Below are 3,675 nucleotides of genomic sequence, written 5' to 3' on the forward strand. Positions count from 1 at the left end.
TAGCCTGACCGGGTCAGGCGAGATCGGACAGCCGACGGGGGTGACTTCTCCGCGCTTCGCGCGGTTACTCCCTCGCTCGGCGCGAGCGGACGAGTAAGCTCGCCGCTCGACCTCGCTCCGGACGTCTCGGCTAGATCTGCCACCAGACGGTGGTGTCGGCGGGGAGTTCCGCGGAGCCGTCGGTGACGGGCACGGGGCTCGAGGAGGAGAGGAGTACGCGGCCGGGGGCGGTGATGCGTACGGGCTCCTTGGTGGTGTTGACCGTGCAGGCGAAGCCGTCACGCTCGAACCAAAGGACACCGGCGGGGGCCTCGTCGTGCCAGGTCACCGCGTCGCCGGCGCCGAGGCCGGAGACCTCGCGACGGGTGCGGATGGCGGAGCGGTAGAGCTCGAGGGTCGAACCCTCGACACCCGCCTGGGCCTCGACGCTCAGGTCGCCCCACTCCGCCGGCTGCGGCAGCCAGGAGCCACCGTCGCCGAAGCCGTAGGACGAGCCCGACCGGGTCCACGGCAGCGGCACCCGGCAGCCGTCGCGGAAGCCGTCCTGGCCGTTGGCGCGGTGGAACGAGGGGTCCTGGCGGACCTCGTCGGGCAGGTCGGTGACGTCGGGCAGGCCGAGCTCCTCGCCCTGGTAGACGTACGCCGATCCCGGAAGCGCGAGCATCAGCAAGGTGGCCGCGCGAGCCCGCCGCAGCCCGAGCTCACGATCGCCCGGCGTTCGGATCTGGGTCCCCGACCGCGGCGGGTTCGCGAACCGGGTGGCGTGCCGGGTGACGTCGTGGTTGGACAGCACCCAGGTCGCCGGAGCGCCGACCGGGCGCATCGCGTCCAGCGAGCTGTCGATGACCTTGCGCAGCGCCGCGGCGTCCCAGGCGGTGTCGAGGTACTCGAAGTTGAAGGCCTGGTGCAGCTCGTCAGGACGTACGTAGTTCGCCGACCGCGCCACCGTCGGGGTCCATGCCTCGGCGACGAAGATCCGGCCGGGATAGTCGGCCAGCACCCGGCGCCACGAACGGTAGATCTCGTGGACGCCGTCCTGGTCGAAGAAGGGCATCACGTCGTTGCCGAGCAGGTGGAGCTGGTCGGAATGCCCGATGGACGGGAGGCCCTCGGCCTTGACCAGGCCGTGGGCGACATCGATGCGGAAGCCGTCGATGCCGAGGTCGAGCCAGAAGCGCAGGATGTCCAGGAATTCGGCGTGGACCTCGGGGGAGTTCCAGTTGAAGTCGGGCTGCTCGGGGGCGAAGAGGTGGAGGTACCACTCGCCGTCCGGCACCCGGGTCCAGGCGGGACCGCCGAAGATCGAGTCCCAGTCGTTGGGCGGCTCCTCGCCGTTCTCACCGCGTCCGGGCAGGAAGTGGTAGCGAGAGCGCATCGGCGACCCCGGCCCCTCGGTGAGGGCCTGCTGGAACCAGACGTGCTCCGAGGAGGAGTGGTTGGGGACGATGTCGGCGATGAGCTTCAGCCCGAGCTCGTGCGCCGAGGCGATCAGCGCGCGAGCGTCGTCCAACGTCCCGTAGCGCGGGTCGACCGCCCGGTAGTCGGACACGTCGTAGCCCCCGTCGGCCTGCGGTGAGGCGTAGAACGGGCTCAGCCAGACCGCATCCACCCCCAGGTCGCGGAGGTAGGGGAGTCGGGACCGAATCCCGGGGAGGTCACCCGTGCCGTCGCCGTCGCTGTCGGCGAAGCTGCGTGGGTAGACCTGGTAGATGACGGCATCACGCCACCACTCGGAGGACATCAACAGAAAACCTTTCAGCCCTTGACGCCGCCGGCGGTCAGACCGGTGACGACGTGTCGTTGGACGAGATAGAAGAAGACGGTCACGGGGATGGCGATGAGGACAGCGGTGGCGGCCATCAGGTTCCACTGCGCGTCGTGCTCGCTGACGAAGCTCTGCAGCCCGACCGCGAAGGTGTACTTCGAGTCGTCGAGCAGGAACGTCGAGGCGAACGCGACCTCCGCGAAAGCGGTGATGAAGGCGTAGAACGCGGCCACCGCGAGACCCGGACGAGCCAGCGGCAGGATCAGCCGCCAGAACGTACCGAACGGGGTGAGTCCGTCGATCATGCCGGCCTCGTCGAGCTCGACCGGGATGGTGTCGAAGTAGCCCTTCAGCAGCCAGGAGCAGTAGGGGACGATCGTGGTGCAGTTGACCAGGATCAGGCCGAAGTGCGAGTCGACCAGGCGGAGCTGGGAGAAGATCTCGTACATCGGCACGATCAGCACCGCGATCGGGAACGCCTGCGTCAGCAGCAGGACCCACATCAGCGGCCGGTGGCCGGGGAACTTCATCCGGGAGACCGCGTAGCCGGTCGTCGCCGCCGACATCACGCCGAACAGGGTCGTGCCCCCGGCGACCACCAGCGTCGACCACAGCCAGTTGAAGAAGGCGGTGTTGGTCAGCACGAACGAGTAGTTGTCCAGCGTCGCCTTCGCGAAGATCCCGCCGGGGTGGAGGTAGTCGTCCTTGTCAGGTCCCAGGGACAGATAGACGAGCCAGACGATCGGGAACAGCGCGATCAGCGACGCCACCGTGAGCGTCACGTGCGTGCCCACCCGTGCGACCGGGCCGAGTTCTCCGCGGCGGCGCTGGTTCGTCCTGGGCGCGTTGAGGCTAGGCGAGCTGGTCATTGCGTTTCAACCACCGGTAGTAGAAGGACGTGAAGACGATCAGGATCGCGAGCAGGAGCACGCCGTACGCCGCCGACATGGCGAAGTCGCGAGGCTGCTGCCCGAATCCGAGTCGATAGGCCCAGGTGACCAGGATCTGCGCGTCCGGCGCGGTGTTGCCGAAGAGCAGGAAGATGATCGCGAACTGGTTGAAGGTCCAGATCACACCGAGCAGGATGACGGTCGAGCTCACCGACGACAGCCCCGGCAGGGTGACGTGGCGGAACCGCTGCCAGGCGTTGGCGCCGTCGATCTCGGCCGCCTCGTAGAGGTTCTCGTCGATCGACTGCAGCCCGCCGAGCAGGGAGAGCATCATGAACGGCACGCCGCACCAGGTGTTGACCATGATCGCGGCCGTACGCTGCCAGGTCGGGTCCTCGAGCCAGCTCGGTGTGGCGAGACCGATCGTGTTGAGCATCGAGTTGATGACGCCCGCGTCCGCGAGCATGATCCGCCAGGCGAAGACGGTGACGAACGTCGGCACCGCCCAGGGCAGGATCAGCAGCAGCCGGTACGCCACGCGCCCGCGCAGCCGCTGGTTGAGCATCATCGCCAGCCCGAGGCCGATCACGTAGTGCAGGACGACGCAGGTGACGGTCCAGACGATGGTCCACACGAAGTGGGACCAGAAGCGGTCGTAGGCCGACGGGCCCCACAGGATCTCGGCGTAGTTGTCCAGACCGATGAACTTGTACGTCGCGTCGATCGTGTTGACGCCGATGGTGCGTGCCGAGTTGAGGCTGTTGGCGTCGGTCAGGGTCAGGTAGAAGCCGCGCAGGAGCGGGTAGCCGACGAGCACGCCGAGCACGATCACGACGGGCGCGACCATCGCGTAGGCGTACCAGTAGCGGCTGTAGGAGTCTCGCGCGCGCTGGAGGGGGCGGGGCGCCCGCCGCCGAGACCGCGGGGCCAACGCGCTCCGGCCTCTCTGCCGACACCGCACGAACACCGGTCCCACCTCGACCTGCGTCAGCCGGGACCACGGGTAGAAGGTGAGTCGGC

Annotated in this window: 3 protein-coding genes; all 3 read right to left on the bottom strand. The window is 68.3% G+C overall.

Features of this window, described 5'->3' with window-relative positions:
• Positions 1-130: 130 nt before the first annotated feature.
• On the bottom strand, positions 131-1,741 hold the full coding sequence (locus tag ABZU72_RS28600) for an alpha-amylase family glycosyl hydrolase (protein WP_355022152.1): 1,611 nt from the start codon (positions 1,739-1,741) through the stop codon (positions 131-133).
• Between the two features lie 14 nt (positions 1,742-1,755).
• Entirely contained in the window at positions 1,756-2,634 is an 879-nt protein-coding gene (locus ABZU72_RS28605) for a carbohydrate ABC transporter permease (RefSeq protein ID WP_355022153.1), read from the bottom strand.
• A partial coding sequence (locus tag ABZU72_RS28610; RefSeq protein ID WP_355022154.1) for a sugar ABC transporter permease occupies positions 2,618-3,675 on the bottom strand: 1,058 nt, incomplete at its 5' end. The genes ABZU72_RS28610 and ABZU72_RS28605, both read right to left, overlap by 17 nt.

This window comes from Nocardioides sp. NPDC004968, assembly GCF_040608935.1.
Classification (GTDB): Bacteria; Actinomycetota; Actinomycetes; order Propionibacteriales; family Nocardioidaceae; genus Nocardioides.

Excerpts from the sequence above, each read along its gene's own strand:
- ABZU72_RS28600 (WP_355022152.1), bottom strand. The coding sequence starts at position 1,741 with ATGTCCTCCGAGTGGTGGCGTGATGCCGTCATCTACCAGGTCTACCCA.
- ABZU72_RS28605 (WP_355022153.1), bottom strand. The coding sequence starts at position 2,634 with ATGACCAGCTCGCCTAGCCTCAACGCGCCCAGGACGAACCAGCGCCGC.